The sequence below is a fragment of the Pseudomonas sp. PIC25 genome (assembly GCF_002286785.1).
Lineage (GTDB): Bacteria > Pseudomonadota > Gammaproteobacteria > Pseudomonadales > Pseudomonadaceae > Pseudomonas_M.
Window position 1 is genome coordinate 55,682 of sequence record NZ_MUJY01000162.1, and the last position, 21,246, is coordinate 76,927.

Sequence of the window (21,246 nt, forward strand, 5' to 3'; positions counted from 1 at the left end):
GACGAAGGCGGCCAAATGGCCGCCTTCGTACTTTCCGCCGGATCAGAAGTCGTCTTCGACTTCGCCGTCCTTCACGCGGAACTCGCGATTCTGCAGATACGCGTTGCGGATGAAGATGTACTTGTCGCCGCTGATCATCTTTTCCGCCGACAATAGGCTCGCCCGGGTATCGATCACATCGACCGCACGGGTGACGTTGCGGGTCGGGATATGGTCGATGTAGGGGTAAGGCTCCAGGAAACTGTCCGGGATTCGCCCACCGGCATCGCGCACGGTGCTCGGCCCCATCAGCGGCAGCACCAGATACGGACCGCTGCCCAGGCCCCAGGCACCGAGCGTCTGGCCGAAGTCTTCGTCGTTGCGCTGCAGTCCCATTTGGGTCGCCACATCGAAGAAACCGAGCACGCCGAAGGTGGTGTTGAAGATCAATCGTCCGGTATCGACGCCCGCGTCATGAAACTTGGCCTGGAGCAGGTCGTTCGCCAGGTTGCCGACATCGCCCAGGTTGCCGAAGACGTTATGGACGCCGTCCTCGAGGAATTGCGGGGTGACCTTCTGATAGCCCTGGGCCAGAGGCTTCAAGGCATAGGTATCGAGGGTATCGTTGAAGCGGAAGACAGCGCGATTGAAGCCCTCCCAGGGGTCTTCCTCGGCGGCCTGTACCGCGACCGGCAATAGCACCAGGCTGGCACAGGCCAGCAGCCGGCCCAGACGACCGACCCAGTTCGCACCGGACTCACGCATTTGCAGTCTCTCCTTGAGATGAGTAGTGTGACGGCCCGCGGCCATCACAGGCCGCGCAGTATAAGGCTTCGGCCGCTGGGTTGGGCAGTGGGACGGTTCCGGACATGCAGAAAAAACGATTGCTCCATATTGCGCATATCCCGGTACGTTGGGGCGACATGGACTCCCATGGCCATGTCAACAACACCCTTTATATGCAGTATCTGGAAGAGGCGCGGGTCGCCTGGTTCGAGCAGTTCGGCATCGCCATGAACAACGTCCCGCAGGGGCCGGTGGTTCTTCAGACGCTCCATACCTACCTCAAGCCGGTGGTGTATCCCGCCACGGTGGTGGCCGAACTCTTCGCCGGCGCGCTTGGACGCACCAGCCTGGTGGTGGAACACCGACTCTCCACGCTGGAAGATCCCGATCATTGCTACGGAGAGGGCCACTGCAAGCTGGTCTGATCGACCACGGCAACGACCGACCGGTCCCCGTACCGGACGATCTCCGGGCAGTGTTCGAAGAGACCTACGCCGGATAGCGCGGAACTGGCCCGCACCGTCCGTCACAAATCCTTCATCCAGACGTCACTTGCACCGGCTAGGTTGGATTGGACCTTTTACCGGAGCGAAGAGGATGCCCGCCACCGCCATCGAGCCCCCCGCCTTCTCCGCCGTGCTCTTCGGCCTGTCCGGTTGCCTGGTGGATTTTGGTGCTCGCACCGTGCCAGTCGCCCTGCAATACGCCTTTCCTCGTCACCAAGACCTCGGCAGCGTCGAGCGCCACCCTGAGACAGCTTTACGTGCCTGGCTCGAACGCACTCCCGATGACTCGGATCGGCATACCCTCGCCCAGGCGTTGATGCAAGCGGCAATCGAGCACACCGAACTCACCCCAGGATGCCGGGAGCTGCTGGCTGATCTCTTCCGCCAGGACGTGCGCTGTGTCTGGCTGGACGAGCTGCCGAACGAGGCCAGCCACACGCTGGCCAGCATCCTGCCGGATGGAGTGATCGGCATTACCGCTTCGCCCCCTCGCCCCTGGCCGGCGCCGGACGCCTGCTGGCAGGCGTTGATGGCGGTCGAGGCTAACGACCCACGCCATTGCGTGGTGGTCAGCGGCGATCCACGCCTGCTCCGCTCGGGCCTGAACGCTGGCGTTTGGACCGTGGGCCTGGCCGCCTGCGGCCCCCTTTGCGGCCTGGCTCCTGCCGACTGGCAGGCACTCGCCCCGCTGGAGCGCGATCGACTCCGTGCCCAAGCCACGCTCGAGCTGTATCGCCTGGGTGCTCACTCGGTGATAGATCACCTAGGCGATCTGGCCACCTGCCTGGAAGACCTGGCGGCCCGCCGACAGAAAGGGGAAAAGCCCTGAGTTCGTTGACTCGAATCAGGCAGGCATCGCGTCACTGGATTACCCTTTAAGCATGAGCAGGGACCTTTGGCCACCCGCCAAGGTCCATGTCGGTGACTGACTTGAAGAAAGGGAGAAGTACATGGCCACACGCGATCTGCAGCAACAACTGGAGGATCTGCGCGATCAACTGGCTCGGGGCACGCCCCTGAGCGACGAGGAACGGACCTCGTTGCTGGCCTTGATTCGGGATATCGAAGTAGAGCTGGAACGGCAGACCTCCGACGAGCCGGACCCGACCCTGGTGGACGGAGTCAATCTGGCAGTCGAACGCTTCGAGGTCAGCCATCCCACGCTGGCCGGAACCTTGCGCAATATCCTGCAGAGCCTGGCCAACATGGGCATCTAGAACGGGGGCGGGCTATTGCCGCACCAGCCGGCGATTGTCCGGCTGCAAGGCATCCGTGCTGCGGTACGGATTGATGTCCAGACCGCCCCGACGGACATAGCGCGCATAGACCGTCAACCGTTCCGGCCGTAGCAGGCGCAGTAGATCCAGGTAGATTCGCTCGACGCACTGCTCATGGAAGTCCGCATGCTGGCGGAAGCTCACCAGGTAGGCCAGCAGGCTGGCCGGGTCCAGGGCCGAGCCACGGTAATCCACCACCACACTGCCCCAGTCGGGCTGCCCGGTAACCGGGCAGTTGGACTTCAATAGGTGGCTGTACAGGCGTTCCTCGACCTGCCGCTCCGGATCGCATCGCAGCAGGTCCGGCTGCGGGTGGTCGTAGCGGGAAATCGTCACGTCCAGATCGTCGATGCAGCGCCCCGGCAGCAACGCCACGCCCTCCGCCGCCACCTCATCCAGATTGCGTACCCGCACCGCCACCGGCTTGCCGGCCGCCGCGGACAAGTCCCTCTCCAGTGTCGTCTGCAGCTCGGCGCGGTCGGCGAAGGCCGTCTGGTTCAGTGAGTTGAGGTACAGCTTGAACGACTTGGACTCAATGATATTCGGCGAGGCAGCCGGGATGGCGAATTCGCCGATGGCCACGCAGGGTTTGCCGGAAGGCGCCAGCCAGGACAACTCGTAGCAGGTCCAGATATCCACGCCCCGGTAAGGGAGCGTCTCCGCGCTTAGCCCCAACTCGGCCCACTTGGGCGCACGGGGAATGGGGAACAGCAGCTCGGGGGTATAGACGGCAATGTATTCGCTGGATTTGCCTAAGGGCGAATGCTCGGCGGAGGAATGCATGACAACATGACCTGACTGATGGAACGCGGCAAGTGTATACAGTTTCCCCGGTTGTTTCAGCCGGGGCACTTCCCCTGACGAGAAGATTACATCTTCGTCAGTTTGGTCTTTTCTTAAGGATGTCAGGTTATAAAAAGCCCGCCGCGCACTCACGACGGGCAAAGCAGCGGTGGAGCCCTCCGCTGCGGAGCAATCGTCAGCAGTGCCGTTCGTCCGATGCCTCGCTGCTCTGATGAGCGACTTGCGGCGCCTTGGTTTGCTGCTCGATGCGGGCGATCACACGGTCACCACCGCCTTCGGCAGCGGCCGGCATGGTTTGAAACAGGGCCAGCAACAGGATGGGAAGGGAAAAGATTCGCATGGTCATGATCCTCCGGATGGGTTCGGGCGCTCTGATGCCCTCGGCAAGAGTTTGCGGACGCATCGCTGTCGGCTGGCTGACGCCTCTCTTACGTTTCTGTCAGCCCGAAGGAGGATTTCGCCGATGAAGCTGCTCATCGTCGAGGACGAACCCAGCATCGGTCGCTATCTGTGCCAGGGGCTTGGCGAAGCCGGCTATGCGGTCGACTGGGTGAGCGACGGCCTGGAAGGCGAACAATTGGTCCTGTCCGGCGATTACGACCTACTGTTGCTGGATGTGATGCTGCCTGGCCGCAATGGCTGGCAGATCGTCCGCAAGCTGCGCGAGAAAGACCGCTCCACGCCGGTGCTCTTTCTAACTGCCCGCGACAGTGTCGAGGACCGCGTGCATGGCCTGGAAAGCGGTGCCGACGATTATCTGGTCAAACCGTTCGCCTTCGCCGAGCTGTTGGCCCGGGTGCGCAGCCTGCTACGGCGCGGCACCGGTAGCCCGCAAGAAACCCGTCTGGCCATCGCCGACCTGGAACTCGACCTGCTGCGCCGACGCGTTCAGCGTGACGGCCAGCGGATCGACCTCACCGCCAAGGAGTTCGCCCTGCTCGAACTGCTGATGCGCCGCCAAGGCGAAGTGTTGCCGAAATCCCTGATCGCCTCCCAGGTCTGGGACATGAATTTCGACAGCGACACCAATGTCATCGAAGTCGCCATCCGCCGCCTGCGCGCCAAAGTTGACGACAACTATCCGCGCAAACTCATTCATACCGTCCGCGGCATGGGCTACGTGCTGGAGGATCAGGACGCATGATCGCCCGCCTTTCTCTTGCATCGCGCCTGGCGCTGCTGTTCGCGGCCTGTACCGCCAGCGTCTCGCTGCTTGCCGGTGTGCTGTTCAGCCGTGCCAGCGAAGCGCACTTCGTCGACCTGGACCGGCAGCTCATGGACGCCCGTCTGGAGCACTTTCGCACGCTGCTGCAGGGCGTCGATACACAGGCGGCACTGGAGGCCCGGCGCGAGGAGCTGGAACTGGAGCTGATCCACCAACCCGACCTCGGGCTGCGCCTGCACGGCCCGGACGGCAAACTCTGGTTCGCCTACCCCGCCCGCCTCTCCCGCGAGGACCTGATGCTACCTGCGCCCGGGCGATTCCACGACTGGCAGCTCGAAGACAGCTTCTACCGGGTACTACACGCCCCGCTGCTTTCGCGTTTCATCCTCGGCCCCAAGCTGACACTGCTGCTGGATATCACTCATCACCAGCACTTCCTCGAAGGAGTGCAACGGGCGATCTGGGCGACCATGGCCCTCGCTGCTCTGGCCACCGCGCTGCTGGGTGGCTGGGCGGCGCGTCGAGGATTGCGGCCGCTGCGTGAGATGTCGGAAGTCGCCGCTGGCGTGTCGGCGCAATCCCTGACAGTACGCTTGGACGAGCGGTCGGTTCCGGTCGAGTTGCGCGGACTGGTACAAGCGTTGAACGCCATGCTGGCGCGCCTCGAAGAAGCCTTCAAACGGCTCTCGGCGTTTTCCGCGGATATCGCCCACGAATTGCGGACACCGCTCACCGCCCTGCTGACCCGGACCCAGGTGGTGCTGTCGCAGCCACGCAATCAGGACGACTACCGGGAGGCCTTGCATGACAACCTGGATGCGCTCGAACAACTGACCCAGATGGTCAACGACATGCTCCTGCTGGCCAAGGCCGAGCATGGATTGCTCGCCCCCCATCGCGAACCGCTGTCGCTGAGCGAGGAAATCGGCGGCCTGCTGGAATTCTACGAACCGGTGGCCGAGGAAGCGGACGTCCGCTTCGCCCTGGAGGGAGACGGAACGCTCTACGCCGACCGCAGCCTGCTACGCCGCATGCTCGGCAATCTGCTGGAAAACGCCTTGCGCCATACTCCTCCGGGCGGCCAGATCCTCATCCAGATACTGACCCACGCTGGTGGTCTGCAATTGGTGGTGGAGAACCCCGGAGCAGAAATCCCCGGCGAGCTGCTGCCACGCTTGTTTGACCGCTTCGCCCGCGGCGCCCCGACCGGCGAAACGAAGGGCAGTGAGCATGCCGGCCTTGGGCTGGCCATCACCCGTTCGCTGATGGAAGCCCACGGCGGACGCATTCAGTGCGAATCGAGCGATGGCCTGACCCGATTCATCCTCGAATTCCCCGCCTGACTCAGGCCGGCGACGGCTCCGGAATTTCCTGACGCAGCGGCCGCCAACGGCGCAGCAGCAGATAGAGCGTCGGGATCACGAACAGGGTGAAGAAGGTCCCCACCAGCAACCCACCAACGATCACCATGCCGATCTGCTGGCGGCTTTCCGCACCGGCACCGGTAGCAATAGCCAGCGGCAACGAACCGAGCACCATGGCACCGGTGGTCATCAGGATCGGCCGCAGCCGCTGCACCGAGGCATCCAGCACCGCGCTGCGCAGCTCGTGCCCTTCACGCAGCAGGTGGTTGGCGAACTCGACGATCAGAATGCCGTGCTTGGTGATCAGGCCGATCAGCGTCACCAGCCCCACCTGGGAGTAGATGTTCAGGGTGCCGCCGAACAGCTTGAGCGCCAGCAGCGCACCCGCCATGGACAAGGGCACGCTGAACAGGATGATCAACGGATCGAAAAAGCTCTCGAACTGCGCCGCCAGCACCAGGTAGATGAAGGCCAGGGCGAGCACGAAGATCAGCGCGATACCCGCGCTCGACTCCTTGAAATCCCGCGAAGTGCCGGTGTAGTCGAACTGGGTGTCCTCCGGGAAGATCTGCCGGGCCTCGGCCTCCAAGTGTTCCAGCGACTCGCCGAGGGTGTAGCCGGCGCCGACATTGGCGGTGATGGTGACCGCCCGCAATTGGTTGAAGTGGTTGAGTTCGCGGGGCGCGACGGTTTCCTTCACATCGATCAGGTTCGATAGCTGCACCATGGAACCATCGCCGGCACGCACGTAGACCCGGTCAAGGTCCGCCGGATTGCTGCGGTCGACGTCAGCCAGTTGCACCAGTACGTCGTACTGCTCGCCGTTCTGCTTGAAGCGGGTCACCTGGCGGCTGCCGAACAGGCTTTCCAGGCTGCGGCCAATGGTAGCCACATCGGTGCCCACCGCCACGGCCTGCTCGCGATTCACCTGGACCTTCAATTGCGGGGTGTTCAGCTTGAGGTCGCTGTCCACGCTTTCCAGGCCGGGGTAGTTGCGTATCTTCGCCAGCAACTGATCCACGTAGGTTTCCAGTTCGGCGTACTCCAACGAGGAGCGGATGACGAAGTTCACCGGCTGGTTGCGCGCGCTCTGCCCAAGCGGCGGGCGGTTCACCGGGAAAGCCCGGACGCCCGTGATGTCCTGCAGCTTGGGCAGCAATTCCTGGCGGATCTCGAACTGGCTTCGCCCGCGCTTATCCCAGTCCTCCAGTTTCATGAAGGAAATACCCTGGGTCACCGTGGGGAAGCCGGCGACCACCAGGTAGCGGTTGGTCTCGGGAATGCTCGCGTAAGCCTGCTCCAGTTGCCGCGCATAGCGGCTGGTGTAGCCGATGGTGGCGCCGTCCGGGCCGTTGATCACACCGATGATGGTGCCGGTATCCTCGGTCGGCGCCAGCTCCGAGCGCAGCCCGAGGAACAGCCAAGCGCAGACCAGCAGGACCGCCAGCAGCACGGCCACGACCACCACCCAGGCGCTCAGCACCCGCTGCAGCAGGTGCTTGTAGCGATAGGTCACACCATTGAGGAAGCCTTCGATCAGGTTGTACACCCGGCTGTGCCGTTCGTTGGCCCGGTGCGGCTTGAGCAGGTGGCCGCACATCATTGGCGACAGGGTCAGTGCGACGAAGCCGGATACCAGCACCGCACCGGCGAGGGTCCAGGCGAACTCGGTGAACAGCTTGCCGGTAGTGCCCTGCATGAAGCCGATGGGCGCATAGACGGCCGCCAGGGTCAGGGTCATGGCGATCACCGCGAAGGCGATCTCGCGGCTGCCTTTGAGCGCTGCCTGCAATGGCTGCATACCCTCTTCGATATGCCGATGGATGTTCTCCAGCATGACGATGGCGTCATCCACCACCAGACCGATGGCCAGGACCATGGCCAGGAGGGTCAGGGTGTTGATGGTGAAACCCATCAGTGACATCAGGGCGAAGGCGCCGATCAGCGAGACCGGGATGGTCACCAGCGGGATCAGCGTGGCGCGCAACGAGCGGAGGAACAGGAAGATGATCAGGATGACCAGCGCCACCGCTTCCCAGATGGTGGTGTAGACATTGTTGATCGACTCGCGGATGAACAGTGAGTTGTCGTTGGCCACGGCCATTTCCATGCCGTCGGGCAACAGGTCGCGGATCGCCGGCATCGCCTCGGCGAGACCATCGGATATCTCCAGCGGGTTGGCCGTGGCCTGCTTGACCATCCCGATCACCACGGCTGGCCGGCCCTTGTAGCGCACCACGCTGCGCACGTCCGCCGGGCCGATCTCCGCCCGCCCCACATCCGACAGACGCAGCAGGTAGCCGCGCGAGTCGTCGAGAATCAGGTCGTTGAATTCGTCCGGTGTCCGCAGGTCGGTCTCCGACAGCACAGTGAACTCGCGTTGCTGCGACTCGATGCGGCCAGCCGGGATTTCCACGTTCTGCCGGCGCAGCGCATCCTCCACGTCCTGTACGGTAAGCCCGTGGGCGGCCAGCTTCTCCGGGTCCAGCCAGATGCGCATGGCAAAGGTTCGTGCGCCACGAATCTGCACCTCGGAGACACCGGGAATAGTCTGCAGGCGATCCTGGATCACCCGCTCCAGCACGTCGGTGATTTCCATTGCCGAATAGCGCTCACTGAAGAACGCCATCCAGATGACCGGCTGGGCGTCGGCCTCGACTTTCTGCACGATGGGCTCGTCGATCTCCTCGGGAAGCAGGCCGCGTACGCGGCCGAGACGGTCGCGCACGTCGTTGGCGGCTTCGTCGGAATTGCTGCCGAGGCGGAATTGCGCGGTGATCTGGGTGTTTTCCGAACGACTGATGGAGCTGACGAAATCCAACCCCTCGATGCCCGACAGCACATCCTCGATCGGCTGAGCCACCTGGGATTCCATGATCTCCGGGCTGGCGCCGGGATAGGTGACGTTGACCGTGACGATGGGCACGTCGATATTCGGGTACTCGCGCACCGACAGCCGCTGGTAGGCCATCAGCCCGAGCAGGACGATGATCAGCGACAGGACGGTGGCGAATACCGGGCGGCGGATGCAGACGTCGGAAAGCGTCATGCGCCCTCCCCAGCCGGTTTGCTGCGGACCGCCATGCCCGGCTTGACCTTCTGCCAGCCGGCGCTGATCAGGGTTTCGTCGCCGCTTAATCCTGCATTCACCTCGACCCGTCCGCGCTCGCGACGGCCGGCCTGGATTTCGCGCAGCTCCACCTTGCCGTCAACCACCAGGTTGACCAGCAGCTTGCTCCCCAGCGGCATTACCGCTTCCTCGGGAATCACCAGCGCCTGCGGACGTTCGGCGAGGATCACCGAGACCTTCACGAACTGCCCCGGCTTGAGGCGGTGGTCGCCATTGCCAACCCGGGCACGCACCGCCTGGCTACGGCCCACTTCGTCCAGGCGCGGGTTGAGGGCGACGATCTCGCCACGGAATACCTCGCCCGGATAGGCATCGAGGCTGAGTTCGACCACCTGGCCGAGCTCGATCTGCCCCACCGCCTTCTGCGGCACACGGAAATCCACCTTGAGCGGGTCGAGTACCTCCAGGTTGACGATGTCCTGGCCCGCCTCGACATAGTCGCCGACGCTGATCTGGCGTAGACCGAGCACGCCATCGTAGGGCGCGCGAATCTGTGTCTTCTCCAGTCGTGCCTGGGACAACGCCAGGCTGGCCCGCGCAGCCTGCTGCTGGGACTGTGCCTCGTCCAGCGCCTGGGCGTTACTGGCGCCGCGCTTGAACAGCATCTGCGCGCGCTGGTAGCTCTTTTCCGCGAGATCGAGATTGGCCCGGGCCTGGGCCAGTTCGGCGCGGGCGATGGCATCGTCCAGGCTGACCAGCAGGTCGCCGCCACTCACCGCCTGCCCTTCGCGGAAATGCAGCCGGCTCACCCGGCCTTCGATTTCCGGCCGGATCATCACCGACTCGTCGGATCGTAGCGAACCAAAAGTAATCAGCTCGTCGCGCACCAGCGCCCGCTGCGGCTGTACCACTTCGACCAGGGGCCCTTGCGGCTCCTGTCCGAGGGCGAAACCCGACCACAGCAAGGCCGCAGCCACGACCAGGGAATACGCACGGGTGGACATAAACAACCTCTTCTTCTGGAAGAGGCTGAGTCTACCGGCGCCGCCCGCTCAACTCAGCCGTTGAAGATGTATCGCGATATGTTTCTGCCAGCACTGCGAACCAGGTCGGGAACCGCCCTCACTGGCGCATACCGCGCCCGCTGACCAGCAGGCGGATGCAGTAGATATACAGCACTGCCGTGGCCGCCAGCATGAAGGCGATGGCGGTGCCGATATGAATGTCCGACACCCCGAGAATGCCGTAACGGAACGCATTGACCATATGCAGGATCGGGTTAGCCAGCGACAACGCCTGCCAGAAGCCCGGCAGCAGGTGGATCGAATAGAACACCCCACCCAGGTAGGTCAACGGCGTCAGCACGAAGGTCGGGATGATCGAAATGTCGTCGAAGTTGCGCGCATAGACGGCGTTGACGAAGCCGCCGAGGGAAAAGATCGTCGCCGCCAGGGCGATCACAAGCACCGTCACCCCCAGGTGATGCACCGACAGGTCGGTGAAGAACAGCGACAGCATCGTCACGATGGTCGCCACCGCAAGACCGCGCAGGATACCGCCGACCACATAACCGATGAGGATGATGTGGGCCGAAACCGGCGAGACCAGCAACTCTTCGATGGAGCGCTGGAATTTGCTGCCAAAAAAACTGGAGACCACATTGCCGTAGGCATTGGTGATCACCGACATCATGATCAGGCCCGGCACGATGAATTCCATGTAGGTAAAGCCGTCCATCTCGCCGATACGCGAGCCGATCAGCCGGCCGAAGATGACGAAGTACAGCACCATGGTGATCGCCGGCGGCAGCAGGGTCTGCGGCCAGATGCGCAGGAAGCGGCGCACCTCGCGTACGACGATGGTCTGCAGGGCAATCAGGTTCGGGCGCAGTTCACTGCTCATTTCGCCACCTTCGCCAGGTTTTGTTCCACCAGGGAGACGAACAGCTCCTCGAGGCGGTTGGTCTTGTTACGCAGGCTCAAGACCTCGATATGCTGCGCCGCCAGCTGACGGAACAGTTCGGTGATGCCGAGATTCTTCTCCACCTGCACTTCCAGGGTATGGGAATCCAACAGGCGGGCCGGATACCCCTCCAGTTGCGGCTCGATCAACAGCGACTCCTTGAGGTCGAGCACGAAGGTTTCCACATGCAGCTTCTTCAACAACTCGCGCATGCTGGTGTTCTCGACGATGCGCCCGTGGTCGATGATGCCGATGTTGCGGCAGAGCTGCTCGGCCTCCTCCAGGTAATGCGTGGTGAGGATAATGGTGATGCCCTTCTGGTTCAGCTCGGTGAGGAAGCTCCACATCGAGCGGCGCAGCTCGATGTCCACCCCGGCGGTCGGCTCGTCGAGAATCAACAGGCGCGGCCGGTGCACCAGCGCCCGGGCAATCATCAGACGCCGCTTCATGCCACCGGACAGCTCGCGGGACGCGGAATTGCGCTTGTCCCACAGGCCGAGCTGGTTCAGGTACTCCTCGGCGCGTTCCTTCGCCAGCTTGCTCGGAATCCCGTAGTAGCCGGCCTGGGTCACGACGATGTCGAAGACCTTCTCGAACTGATTGAAGTTGAACTCCTGGGGCACCACGCCGAGGCAACGCTTCAGCGCATAGGGCTCCTTGTCCAGGTCATGACCGAACACATTCACCGTGCCGCTGGTCTTGTTCACCAGCGTGGAGAGGATGCCGATGGTGGTGGATTTGCCGGCACCGTTGGGGCCGAGCAGGGCGAAGAAGTCGCCTTCGGCCACGTCCAGATCGATGCCCTTGAGGGCCTGGAATCCGTTGCCGTAGGTCTTGGTCAACTGCCGGATGGACAGGGCGGAACTCATGTCGGATGCACGCGCAGAGGAAGGAAGAAGCTAGATAAGGGCAGGAACGGCCAATTGCAACTGTTTGACCTCATTCACAGTTATAAGGCGACTCAGGTCAACTCCGTCATCACCCCATCCCGATAGGCCCGCCGTTGCTTCAAGCGCTCGTACCAGGCTTCCAACGCCGGCCGCGGCTGCCGCTCGATGGGCATTTCGAACCAGCCGTAGATGAAGCTGCCCAGCGGGATATCGCCCATGCCCAGGCGCTCGCCGGACAGGAACGGCTGCGCCTCCAGAGCCCGCGCGGGGATGGCCAGCAGCTCGTTGCAGCGGGCGATGGCCGCCTGGATGGCCGGCAGGTCGCGCTCCACCTCGGGTGTACGCACCAGCCCCCAGAACACGGTTCGGAAGGGATCGACAAAGGACGTGCTCATCCAGTCCATCCAGCGGTCGGCACTGGCTCGCTGCGTCAGCGAGTCCGGCAGCAGAGAGCCTTCGCCATGGCGGGCGCAGAGGTAGCGGACGATGGCATTGGACTCCCAAAGCAGGAAATCGCCATCCTCGATCAAAGGCACCAGGCCGTTCGGATTCTTCGCCCGGAACGCCGCATCGTTCACCACGCCGAACGCACCACCGGCATCGATCCGTTCGTACGGCAGGCCGAGTTCCTCGGCACACCAGAGCACCTTGCGCACGTTGTTGGAATTCTTCCGCCCCCAGATCTTCAGCATTTGCACTCTCCGGCCATCACGTCGCGAGCAGTCTAGCAGGCCGTTGAAAAACGTAGGCGAGGCAGCCGAGACAAGGCAAAAACGACCGAAAAAGCGGAGTTTACATGCTGTAAATGAGCATTTTGAGGTCGTTTTTAAACGCCGTATCGGCAACGTAGGTAGTTTTTCAACAGCCTGCTAGCCGGTCTCGCTGCCGCTGGCTTCCCGATGCATGTCACCCAGCAAGGGTGGCGCATCGGCGGCGAACAGGTGCGGGTAGCATCGCTCCAGGTGGCCGAAGAACAGCGATTCCGGCAGATCGTCGAACTGGCCATGATCGGCCAGATACTCCATGTAACGCTGCCCCTGGCGGTTGAAAGGATGGAATACGCTGTCCTGCCGACCGTCGAACTCCAGCGGCGCCACATCGAACAGACGGCACAGGGCCAGGTTGAACGCAGGTGTCGCCTTGACCCATCGTCCATCCAGATACAGCTCGGTGTAGCCATGCATGGCGAACACTTCGCTCCGCAGTAACTCCAGCAGACGCGGCGTGGACAGGTGGTTGCGTACGTCGGCCAGGCCGATCCGGGCCGGGATGCCGCAATGCCGGGCACAAGCGGCCAGCAGGATCGCCTTCGGCACACAATAGCTTTCGCCGGCGGCCAGGGCATGGCTGGCCTTCAACGTATCTGGATCACGGCTGAACGAATAAGGGTTGTAACGGATGCCGTCACGCACGGCGTAATAGAGAGCGATCGCCTGCTCCAGCGGGTCGCGGCTCGTCCCTCGGGCGCGCTCGGCGAACTCCACTACCAGGGGGTGGTCACTATCCACGAAGCGGCCGGGTCGAAGGTAGGGCTGCATAGCGGTTCTCCCATATGGTTGCCGCCAGTCTATCCGGGCGAAAGCCGCCCGCGTCACGACGATTCGGCCAGCCTCTCTGCCCATGCCGCCAGATCGGCCGGCTAAGCTGTAGGCACACCGCCGCCGATGGCTGCCGCACCTGGAGAAAATGGATGTCGCTCGTCTGGATACTGATTCTTTTACTGGGCATCGCCTGCCTCGCTCACTGGCGTCTGGCGCCCCTGCCGTCCCTGGCGCTGGTCGCGCTCTACCTCGTCGTCATGGGAAGCGCCGACGAGGTTCCCGGCTGGCTGATGCTGATCCTCTGGCTGCTCTGGCTGGCGGTCGCCCTGCCGCTGCTGATCCCGGAACTCCGTCGCACGCTGATCACCGGGCCGATGTTCGACTGGTTCCGCAAGATTCTGCCGCCCATCTCGGACACCGAACGCGAGGCCATCGATGCCGGCACCGTCTGGTGGGACGGCGAGCTGTTCAGCGGTCGCCCCGACTGGGACAAGCTCCTCGCCTATCCACCGGCCAGGCTCACCGAAGAGGAACGTGCCTTCCTGGAAGGCCCGGCCGAACGACTCTGCGCCATGGTCGACGATTGGCAGGTCGGCCAGCGTATGGACCTGCCGGAAGAGGTCTGGGCCTACATCAAAGAGCAAGGCTTCTTCGCCCTGATCATCCCGAAGGAATACGGCGGCAAGGGTTTCTCCGCCTATGCCCACTCGCAGATCGTGATGAAGCTGGCAACCCGCAGCGGCGACTTGGCATCCACCGTGATGGTGCCCAACTCCCTGGGCCCGGCCGAACTGCTGCTGCATTACGGCACCGAAGACCAGCGCAACCGCTACCTGCCTCGACTGGCCAAAGGCGAGGAAATCCCCTGTTTCGCCCTGACCGGCCCCTACGCCGGCTCCGACGCGGGTGCCATGCACGATACCGGCATCATCTGCCGCGGTCAGTGGCAGGGCGAAGAGGTGCTCGGCCTGCGCCTGAACTGGGAAAAGCGCTATATCACCCTGGGCCCGGTGGCCACGCTCCTCGGCCTGGCCTTCAAGACCTACGACCCCGACCACCTGCTCGGCGAGCGTGAGGAACTGGGCATCTCGCTGGCGCTGATTCCCACCGAACTGCCCGGCGTCGAGATCGGCCGGCGTCACGTTCCTCTAGGCGCCGCCTTCATGAACGGCCCCAATTCCGGCAAGGATGTGTTCGTGCCGCTGGGCTTCATCATTGGCGGCCAGGACATGATCGGCAAAGGCTGGATGATGCTGATGAACTGCCTCTCGGTCGGTCGCTCCATCTCACTGCCGGCGGTCGGCACCAGTGCGGCCAAGGCCACCGGTTATGCCAGCGGTCGCTATGCGCAGGTCCGCGAACAGTTCAACGTGCCGCTGGCCGCCTTCGAAGGCATCCAGGAAGCGTTGGCGCGCATCGCCGGCAACGCCTGGCTGATGGACAGCGCCCGGGTGCTCACCGCTAACGCCGTCGACCTGGGGGAGAAACCCTCGGTCCTGTCTGCCGTGCTCAAGTACCACCTCACCGAGCGAGGCCGCGAATGCATCGCCCACGCCATGGATATCCACGGCGGCAAAGGCATCATCATGGGACCGAAGAACTACCTCGCTCGCTCCTGGCAGGCGGCACCGATCTTCATCACCGTGGAAGGCGCGAACATCCTTTCGCGCAACCTGATGATCTTCGGTCAGGGCGCCATTCGCTGCCATCCCTACGTGCTCAAGGAAATGGAACTGGCCAGCGCGCAGGACCAGGACGCGGCACGCCTGGCGTTCGATGGGCTGCTCCTGCGGCACGTCGGATTCGCCGTGGGCAACGCCGCAAGCACCTTCGTGCTGAGCCTCACGTTTGGCCTGCTGGGCCAGGCGCCGGGCCGAGGGCTTTTGCCCGGCTACTTCCGCAAGCTGAACCGTCTCGCGGCCGCCTTCGCCCTGCTCGCGGACCTCAGCATGATGCTGCTCGGCGGCGACCTGAAACGCCGCGAACGTCTGTCGGCGCGCCTCGGCGACGTGCTCAGCTACCTCTACCTCGGCTCGGCGGCACTCAAGCGCTATCACGACCTCGACTATCCGGAATCCCAGGAAGCGCTGCTGCGCTGGTCGCTGGAGGAGTCCCTGGCGGAAGCGGAGAAAGCGCTGGAGGGCATTCTCGGCAATTTCCCGAACCGCGTGCTCGACTGCGCTCTGCGCGTGCTGGTGTTCCCCTTCGGTCGTCGACACAAGGGGCCTTCGGATGCGCTGGATGAGCAGGTCGCGGAGGTTCTCGGCCGCCCCGATGGCGATCCAGCCCTGGAGCAACTCGTCGAGGGCTGCTACCGCCCGCAAGACCCACAAGATGCGGTCGGCGCCCTGCGGCATGCCTACGACCTGTTGCAGGCCAGCCGCGACACCGCCAGAAAGCTCCAGAACGCGCTCAAGGATGGTCGTGTGGTTCCGAAAGCCGGGGAAAACCCCATCGATGCGGCCCTCGCCGCCGGCGCTCTGGAGCCAGGCGAAGCCCAGCGCTTGCAAGAGGCGGAACAGGCACGACGGGCGGTGATCGATGTCGACGACTACGCCAAGGAGGACTTGCAACTGGAGGCCGGCAAGGTTCGCTGAACCGCCGGCAAGACGACAACCGTGCGCGGGCCAGCCTATAATCCCGCGCCCTTACAGCTACAGGTATCCCATGGCCAATCCGCATCTCGACCATCATCTGGCCCTGCTCGCCCACCTGCGCGGCATCCTGCTCGCCATGGGCGAAGCCGAACAGATCTCCGACGAAAGCCATGCGCTGTTCCTCGAACGCTTCGACGAACTGCTCATGAGCCTGCCAAACATCCCCGAGGACCGGCACCTCGGCCAGGACCTGATCTGCCAGGTCTTCCACCGTTATCCGCAGATCGCCCACCTGGTACCGCGCGACCTGCTGTGGTTCTTCGGTGGCGATTGCCTGCACTTCATGCCTGACGATGAAATCGCCCTGTTCCAGGAACTGGACGAGCGCCGCTACGAAGCCGAGCAGAAGGGCCTGCCCTTCGACTGGAACCAGGAAAAGCAGCTTCTCGCGATGCCGCAAGAAAGCAGCAAGCACTGACCGAAAGGCCCGCCGGGCAATGCCGGCGGGCCTTCCTCAAAAGTACTTCAGCCAGGCGATATCGCGCCTGCGCACCTTCACAGCGGTAAACCAGTGCGCGGCGGGATACAGCGCCACTGCTAGCGCGACCGCACACAGCCAGACCGCTCCCACCGAATCGAACCCGAAATAATCGCCCTGGTTCAGGCCCCAGACCTGTACAGCCGACAGGTACAGCACCTTCAGTACGTACAGGTGCATCAGGTAGAAAAACATCGGTGCACCACCGAAGATCACCAGCGGTGCCAGCCAACAACTCCCCTCCCGCCGCTCGAACCAGCGCAGCAGCAACAGACCGACACCCAGCGTCAGGGTCAGGAACAACAGCGACGGCGGATACTTGGTAACGTTGAAAAAACTCATCAGCGTGGCAACGGCCGTCCCGCCTTCGACCCAGGGCTTTTCCCCATAGCCATTGGCCAGACGAACCAGCACGAACCCCACCAGCGCAGCGGCACCCCAGGCCAGCAGCCGCCTCTGCCGCACCGCTGGCGCCACGTCACCGGCGAACCAGGGGCCCGCCGCGTACCCGAGCGCGATCACTCCGATCCACGGCAGCAAAGGGTAGGACGTGCGCAACCGCAGCGCTTCAGAAAACACCAGCCAGCCACGGTCGTGCAGGATCGCCCAAGGCACATGAAGAAAGGAGCCCGTCTCAAAATGCAGCGGGTCCAACAGGTTATGCCCGGCGACAATCACCAATCCCAGGGCGACCAACGCCATCCGTGGCAGCCAGACCAGCGCGGACAACGCCAGCATGCTGAGCCCTATCGCCCAGATGACCTGCAGATAAATGACGTTAGGCGATAATTGGAACGTCCAGGCGAAGTTGACGAGCGTCACCTCCAGCACAACCAGAAACAGCCCCCGCTTGAATAGGAACGCCGAAACACCAGAGCGGCCGCTGTGCTTTTCACCATAGAGAAACGCGGACAACCCGGTGAGAAAGACGAATACCGGAGCGCACAGATGCGCCAACGTCCGACTGACGAACAAATCCAGGCCGGTACTGCCGACATCCATTGGGTCTCGCACCTGTCGATGCAGGAAAAAGGTCTCGCGCACATGATCGAGCAGCATGACAAGGATCACCAAGCCGCGTAGCGCGTCGATGGAACGCAGGCGAGTGGCAGACATGACGGTAACGGGTGTGTTCATTCGACGGTGGCAAGATAGGGCTCAGGGAGCCCGACTTATCATCAATGCGGGCCGAAACTTGGTCGACAGAATAATGCAATATTATAACAAAACAATATATACTCACTCAGATCCGCATGCCTTCCCTCCCTCACTCCGCAACTTAGAAATGCGACTTAAGGTCCGCGAAAAATAATTCCGGGAAAATGGCAACACCAGTCAAGATCGCCCAAGGAATTGAACCCAGCCGGGAATGTCTTGTCGATCAGCTTGGGAAATTGAAACGCGAAAAGAAAAAGAGGCCCATGGCCTCTTTTTCGATAATCCGCAGTACGGATTTAAATTTGGAGCGGGAAACGAGACTTGATTTCCCGTCCTATCTCCTTGAAAACATTGGCTTTTTTGCCGCGCCAGTGCTTTCGATGGGCTGCATTATGTACTAGTTGGATGCCTCTGGCAACACCCGTTTCATCATCCCCCAAAGTGCGGGAGATATTCCGGCCTTGCCGTGACAGATGCCGCCTTAGCTGAGCATCGACAATGCAGCTTCGAGCAGCGGCTTCGCCCACTCCGGGGTGCGCCGCATATCCTCGAACGAAACGGGCCAAATCAACCTACCCTGCTCTATTTCCGCCACCAATTGAGGGTCAGGAACAGCTTCTCCCGGCGCTACGTTCACACTGTTGTCGTAGACTTGCAGGTGCGCCAAATTCGGCATGAGCAGAATCAAGTTTTCGAGTGCCGACGTGTAGCGCTCGCGAATCTTCGCCTCTGGAATGTCGTGCCCACCCGCTGCTACACGTGCACGCACGCGGGCCATATGCTGCTCGGGGGAGGCCAGCCCGCAGAACCACATCAATACATCATGGGTGTTGCACGCCGCCTTGATGCGTGCCGGTATGGTGTGGCCTCCAAGGGTTGTTTCGAAGGCGTAATGAGTGCCCTGTGCCAGGGCTTGGTCCAACCGTCGCAGCCCCTCCTGCCACGCCAAGGCGTTGGCTTCGTCCTGGTCGCAGGCGGTGGCGAGCACCAGCTCGCGTGCGAAGGTATCCGGGTTGAACCAAGCCAACCCGGCTTGCTCCAGCAGATAGCCTCCCACTGAACTCTTTCCCGCACCGTTGACGCCGGCCAGTACGTACAGAACCGGGCGTGCCACTAATGACTCGCTCCAGCCTTCACTTCTCCTGCGAGCTTGGCTGGACGACGCATTACCTCACGCATCCGGTCACCTGCCTCACTGGTCTGGAGTGACGCCAAGCGTGCGTCGAACTGCTGGCGCAACGACTCGAGCACGGATTCACCGCCTGCCCCCGCCTCCTGCAAAGCACGCTGGATGGCACCGTACTCTTCGGCGGAGAGGATCACCGCCTCAGGCTCGTTGTGGTTTGTCACCAGCACTTTTCCGCCACTACGGATGGCCTTCATCACACCCCGCCAGCCCAACTTCTTGACGTCAGAAGCAGGGGTTCTTGGAAGAGCATCGAGGCTATCGAGTTTCAGGGGCTGGCTCATCGCACGACTCCAAACAGAGGATGAGAGAAATATACCCATTTTACCCAAAATGGGCAAATCCCCCGGCCGCTCAGTCAGCTAGCTATAGCGAAGGCTCCAGAGCCCCAAGGGGCTCGTTCAGTGCAGCACATCCCGAAGGAACAATTGGCATTGATGAGGGGGCTTGGACCTTCACGAGCAAGGATTCCAGCATCAATTTCATCGGCGGCCTCCCAATGCCGACGTGGCTGGGTTCGTGGAAATGGGGTAGAACCCGCTCTCTTGCAAGCAAACCTGCGCACGCGGCTGCACAGGTCCGGATCTCAGGCAGCCAACAGGAGAATCTCAGAGGCTCCAGATGTTTTCTGCAGTAACCCCGGATGACGCATTTCCAACTCAAGGACTTCGGCTTGATAGTGCAGCGCCGGTAGCATCTGTTTACCGCGCTGCAGGAAGTCGGTGACCTCGGCGAAGCGCTCGTGTGTGAGCTTGGAAGCGATATTGATGTCACTGGTTAGGACTTCGATACGCTGTCTGTTGAAGTCGCGCAGATCACTGCTCAGTTGGGTCAGGCACTCGTGGCTGTACTTGGCAGCACCTGTCCGGAGTTGAACGTGGGACAGCATGAGGCCGAGGTTGACCAGGCGCTCCTGCAGCAATGCAACCTCGTGTAGACGATCGATGCTGCCGGCGGCCAGGGGCGCATGCTGCTGCAGCACCATCCTGTTGAACTGATACTCCCTGTTGAAAGGCCTGATCAGCCCCTTGAGTTGCTCGACCTCCCCTTGCTCACAAAACTGCTGGGCGGCCTGCAGCAAAGAGTAGAACTCCGCTGCATCGGCGAGAAGGCCGCGTACGTGAACCTCTTTGACCAACTCCAGGGTCTGATGGATTTCTCGCGACTGCTGCTGGATCTGCTCGCTGATTGCATTGAGCTTCTTGCAGACGACCACGAAGCCGACGGCGGTGACCGCTAAGTTCAGCCCCGAAAGCGCCAGGTTAGCCATCTGTAGACCTTGCAGTACGTCCATACTGCTTTGCACACCAGTGATAGCGCTTTGTAGCTGCTCAAGGCTTTGCTGAGTTTGCATGGCATCGCCAGGAAACAGAAGGTGCCCGACGATTCGTCCCCCCATCCCTGCTCCAGCAGCATGCCGAACCACGCCGCCATGCAGTGTGTAGGCGCCGCTCTTCAGCTTGGCCAATACATCGGGCATATCGGGCAGGGAGCGCAGCAGCATTTCGCTATTTACATACATGCGCGAAGCTTCTCCGTATAGGCTGCAAAATCGGCGTTGAAGCGAGTGCGGCGAATCTTGGCCACCTGGAGCACTGCCGGAATGGTGATGCGAAACGCTGGAGCGGTCGCCTGTATGATCGTTGCACCCGCCACACCAACAGCCACTGGCGGCGCCACAAGGGTGACCAGCCGGCCGCCGATGGCACTAGCAATACCGGCCGCGCCGCCGGCGGACGCGATTCCCGCAGCATTGCCTGCGTTGATTAACAGAGCAGTCATGAGCTGGCCGATATAAGCTGCCATGGCAGCGTTATCCAAATGATCTTTCGGGGCGTTCTTTCCCAGGTATTTGGGGCCGGCCAGGTTGATGACAATATCCTCGATGTCGTAGATGTCATCTGTCGCTGCAGGCTTTCCACCGACCTTCTTGGCGACATCCGTAGCCAGTTCCAGATAGCTCACACCACTCGATCGGAACAGATTGGCGATGCTGTTGCCGCCGAATGCACTGATTTCCGCCGCCAGAACCTGGGCGATGGAATGCAGGCTCCCTTTCGCTTTGTGGCTGAGAATACGAGCTTTGACGCTACTATCGAGAGCTACTCTACCCTTACCATTATCGGTAATCAGGTCGGCCAAGGCATTCAAATCTGCGGCCGAAGCCCCCCTCAGCAGCTCGGCCAATGGCCGCGCACGTGGAACGACAAACTCCATGTTTCACCTCCTTCCTAAGGGCTCGCCCAAGGCGCTTGCCGACTTCGCCTGCCCTGCAAGTGGACACTCTACTCGATATCATTAGATGGAGCTATCCGCCTAGTAAGTGAACGAGCCCCTTGAAACACAGGACACCGTTTCCCCCTTACCATAAGGGATAGGCAAACGACTGTGTTTATGACTACCAGCAAAGACAAGACCATCGA

At 62.2% G+C, this 21,246-nt stretch carries 21 protein-coding genes and 1 pseudogene; 8 read left to right on the forward strand and 14 right to left on the reverse strand.

The window, feature by feature from the left end; translation table 11 throughout:
* Positions 1–42 precede the first annotated feature (42 nt).
* On the reverse strand, positions 43–744 hold the full coding sequence (locus BZL41_RS20540) for a VacJ family lipoprotein (RefSeq protein ID WP_095600988.1): 702 nt from the start codon (positions 742–744) through the stop codon (positions 43–45).
* 104 nt (positions 745–848) lie between these two features.
* On the opposite strand from BZL41_RS20540, the pseudogene BZL41_RS20545 reads away from it, so the two are divergent.
* The 3 genes and pseudogenes from BZL41_RS20545 (at position 849) to BZL41_RS20555 (ending at position 2,488) form a co-directional block, all read left to right on the forward strand.
* A pseudogene (locus BZL41_RS20545) lies at positions 849–1,267 on the forward strand (acyl-CoA thioesterase).
* A 95-nt stretch (positions 1,268–1,362) separates the two neighbouring features.
* Positions 1,363–2,100 carry a phosphatase gene (locus BZL41_RS20550; protein WP_095600989.1) on the forward strand — a complete coding sequence of 246 codons (738 nt, stop codon included), beginning with the start codon at positions 1,363–1,365 and terminating at the stop codon, positions 2,098–2,100.
* A 121-nt stretch (positions 2,101–2,221) separates the two neighbouring features.
* Positions 2,222–2,488 carry a DUF4404 family protein gene (locus BZL41_RS20555; RefSeq protein ID WP_095600990.1) on the forward strand — a complete coding sequence of 89 codons (267 nt, stop codon included), beginning with the start codon at positions 2,222–2,224 and terminating at the stop codon, positions 2,486–2,488.
* A 12-nt stretch (positions 2,489–2,500) separates the two neighbouring features.
* Here BZL41_RS20555 and queF read toward each other — a convergent pair whose 3' ends face one another.
* Together queF and BZL41_RS28670 are read right to left on the reverse strand one after the other, a co-directional pair.
* Complete coding sequence (gene queF / locus BZL41_RS20560; protein WP_095600991.1) at positions 2,501–3,331, reverse strand: NADPH-dependent 7-cyano-7-deazaguanine reductase QueF; 831 nt, start codon at positions 3,329–3,331, stop codon at positions 2,501–2,503.
* Between the two features lie 196 nt (positions 3,332–3,527).
* Positions 3,528–3,692: a co-regulatory protein PtrA N-terminal domain-containing protein gene (locus tag BZL41_RS28670; protein ID WP_168191044.1), complete on the reverse strand. Its 165-nt coding sequence runs from the start codon at positions 3,690–3,692 to the stop codon at positions 3,528–3,530.
* A 123-nt stretch (positions 3,693–3,815) separates the two neighbouring features.
* Between BZL41_RS28670 and BZL41_RS20565 the strand changes: the two genes are divergently transcribed.
* Together BZL41_RS20565 and BZL41_RS20570 are read left to right on the forward strand one after the other, a co-directional pair.
* Positions 3,816–4,496 (forward strand): heavy metal response regulator transcription factor, encoded by a 681-nt coding sequence (locus BZL41_RS20565; protein WP_095600992.1) that lies wholly within the window; start codon positions 3,816–3,818, stop codon positions 4,494–4,496.
* Positions 4,493–5,860 carry a heavy metal sensor histidine kinase gene (locus BZL41_RS20570; RefSeq protein WP_095600993.1) on the forward strand — a complete coding sequence of 456 codons (1,368 nt, stop codon included), beginning with the start codon at positions 4,493–4,495 and terminating at the stop codon, positions 5,858–5,860. The genes BZL41_RS20565 and BZL41_RS20570 overlap by 4 nt, the downstream gene beginning before the upstream one ends.
* A gap of 1 nt (position 5,861) precedes the next feature.
* Here the strand turns inward: BZL41_RS20570 and BZL41_RS20575 are convergent, their stop codons facing one another.
* The 6 genes from BZL41_RS20575 to BZL41_RS20600 all read right to left on the reverse strand — a co-directional run bounded on the left by BZL41_RS20575 (position 5,862) and on the right by BZL41_RS20600 (position 13,341).
* On the reverse strand, positions 5,862–8,930 hold the full coding sequence (locus BZL41_RS20575) for an efflux RND transporter permease subunit (RefSeq protein WP_095600994.1): 3,069 nt from the start codon (positions 8,928–8,930) through the stop codon (positions 5,862–5,864).
* Entirely contained in the window at positions 8,927–9,955 is a 1,029-nt protein-coding gene (locus BZL41_RS20580; protein WP_095600995.1) for an efflux RND transporter periplasmic adaptor subunit, read from the reverse strand. Before BZL41_RS20580 ends, BZL41_RS20575 begins: the two co-directional genes overlap by 4 nt.
* 118 nt (positions 9,956–10,073) lie before the next feature.
* Complete coding sequence (locus tag BZL41_RS20585; protein WP_095600996.1) at positions 10,074–10,853, reverse strand: ABC transporter permease; 780 nt, start codon at positions 10,851–10,853, stop codon at positions 10,074–10,076.
* Positions 10,850–11,782, reverse strand: coding sequence for an ABC transporter ATP-binding protein (locus BZL41_RS20590; protein WP_095600997.1), 933 nt, complete (start codon positions 11,780–11,782; stop codon positions 10,850–10,852). The genes BZL41_RS20585 and BZL41_RS20590 overlap by 4 nt, the downstream gene beginning before the upstream one ends.
* A 92-nt stretch (positions 11,783–11,874) precedes the next feature.
* Positions 11,875–12,495, reverse strand: a complete 621-nt coding sequence (locus BZL41_RS20595; RefSeq protein ID WP_095600998.1) for a glutathione S-transferase family protein — start codon at positions 12,493–12,495, stop codon at positions 11,875–11,877.
* Positions 12,496–12,672: 177 nt separating this feature from the next.
* The gene (locus BZL41_RS20600; RefSeq protein ID WP_095600999.1) at positions 12,673–13,341 is read right to left on the reverse strand and encodes a transglutaminase family protein; all 669 of its coding nucleotides are present in this window, start codon (positions 13,339–13,341) and stop codon (positions 12,673–12,675) included.
* A 152-nt stretch (positions 13,342–13,493) separates the two neighbouring features.
* On the opposite strand from BZL41_RS20600, the gene BZL41_RS20605 reads away from it, so the two are divergent.
* Both BZL41_RS20605 and BZL41_RS20610 read left to right on the forward strand, forming a co-directional pair.
* A complete protein-coding gene (locus BZL41_RS20605) occupies positions 13,494–15,941 on the forward strand; it encodes an acyl-CoA dehydrogenase (RefSeq protein WP_095601000.1) in 2,448 nt (815 codons plus the stop codon).
* 70 nt (positions 15,942–16,011) lie between these two features.
* Positions 16,012–16,419, forward strand: a complete 408-nt coding sequence (locus BZL41_RS20610) for a PA2817 family protein (RefSeq protein ID WP_095601001.1) — start codon at positions 16,012–16,014, stop codon at positions 16,417–16,419.
* Between the two features lie 36 nt (positions 16,420–16,455).
* Here the strand turns inward: BZL41_RS20610 and BZL41_RS20615 are convergent, their stop codons facing one another.
* Entirely contained in the window at positions 16,456–17,595 is a 1,140-nt protein-coding gene (locus BZL41_RS20615; protein ID WP_371916556.1) for a DUF1624 domain-containing protein, read from the reverse strand.
* A 206-nt stretch (positions 17,596–17,801) separates the two neighbouring features.
* Between BZL41_RS20615 and BZL41_RS28190 the strand changes: the two genes are divergently transcribed.
* Positions 17,802–18,038 carry a hypothetical protein gene (locus BZL41_RS28190; RefSeq protein WP_143518134.1) on the forward strand — a complete coding sequence of 79 codons (237 nt, stop codon included), beginning with the start codon at positions 17,802–17,804 and terminating at the stop codon, positions 18,036–18,038.
* A gap of 80 nt (positions 18,039–18,118) precedes the next feature.
* On the opposite strand, the gene BZL41_RS20620 is transcribed toward BZL41_RS28190, so the two are convergent.
* The 4 genes from BZL41_RS20620 to BZL41_RS20635 all read right to left on the reverse strand — a co-directional run bounded on the left by BZL41_RS20620 (position 18,119) and on the right by BZL41_RS20635 (position 21,040).
* A complete protein-coding gene (locus BZL41_RS20620; RefSeq protein WP_095601003.1) occupies positions 18,119–18,751 on the reverse strand; it encodes an AAA family ATPase in 633 nt (210 codons plus the stop codon).
* Positions 18,751–19,107, reverse strand: a complete 357-nt coding sequence (locus BZL41_RS20625) for a type II toxin-antitoxin system prevent-host-death family antitoxin (RefSeq protein ID WP_168191045.1) — start codon at positions 19,105–19,107, stop codon at positions 18,751–18,753. The genes BZL41_RS20620 and BZL41_RS20625 overlap by 1 nt, the downstream gene beginning before the upstream one ends.
* Positions 19,108–19,409: 302 nt before the next feature.
* Positions 19,410–20,345, reverse strand: coding sequence for a hypothetical protein (locus tag BZL41_RS20630; RefSeq protein WP_143518136.1), 936 nt, complete (start codon positions 20,343–20,345; stop codon positions 19,410–19,412).
* Complete coding sequence (locus tag BZL41_RS20635) at positions 20,336–21,040, reverse strand: hypothetical protein (protein ID WP_095601006.1); 705 nt, start codon at positions 21,038–21,040, stop codon at positions 20,336–20,338. The genes BZL41_RS20630 and BZL41_RS20635 overlap by 10 nt, the downstream gene beginning before the upstream one ends.
* Positions 21,041–21,246: the final 206 nt, after the last annotated feature.